1 protein-coding gene is annotated in these 281 nt (G+C 70.5%); it reads left to right on the top strand.

Annotated elements, in window-relative coordinates; genetic code table 11:
- On the top strand, positions 1–281 hold a 281-nt coding region (locus EN861_RS35105), incomplete at both ends, for an asparaginase (protein ID WP_189343839.1).

Here is a 281-nt window from a genome sequence, read left to right as displayed (position 1 = left end):
CAGGGCTTTGCCCGCATGGCGACGGGCAGGGGCTTTGCGCCCGAGCGCGCCAAGGCGGCAAAGCGGCTGCTATCGGCCTGCATGGCCGAGCCGTTCCTTGTCGCCGGCACCGGCAAGGCCGATGTCGCGCTGATGCAGGCAGCACCCGGCCGCATCTTCGTCAAGACCGGCGCCGAAGGCGTCTATTGCGCGGCATTGCCCGAACTCGGCCTCGGCATCGCCTTGAAATGCGACGACGGCGCCGGCAGGGCGGCGGAGGTGATGATCGCCGCGCTGCTGGC

The organism is Mesorhizobium sp. M8A.F.Ca.ET.218.01.1.1 (assembly GCF_004791165.1).
Taxonomy (GTDB): domain Bacteria; phylum Pseudomonadota; class Alphaproteobacteria; order Rhizobiales; family Rhizobiaceae; genus Mesorhizobium.
This window is presented reverse-complemented; position numbering and strand designations above follow the sequence as displayed.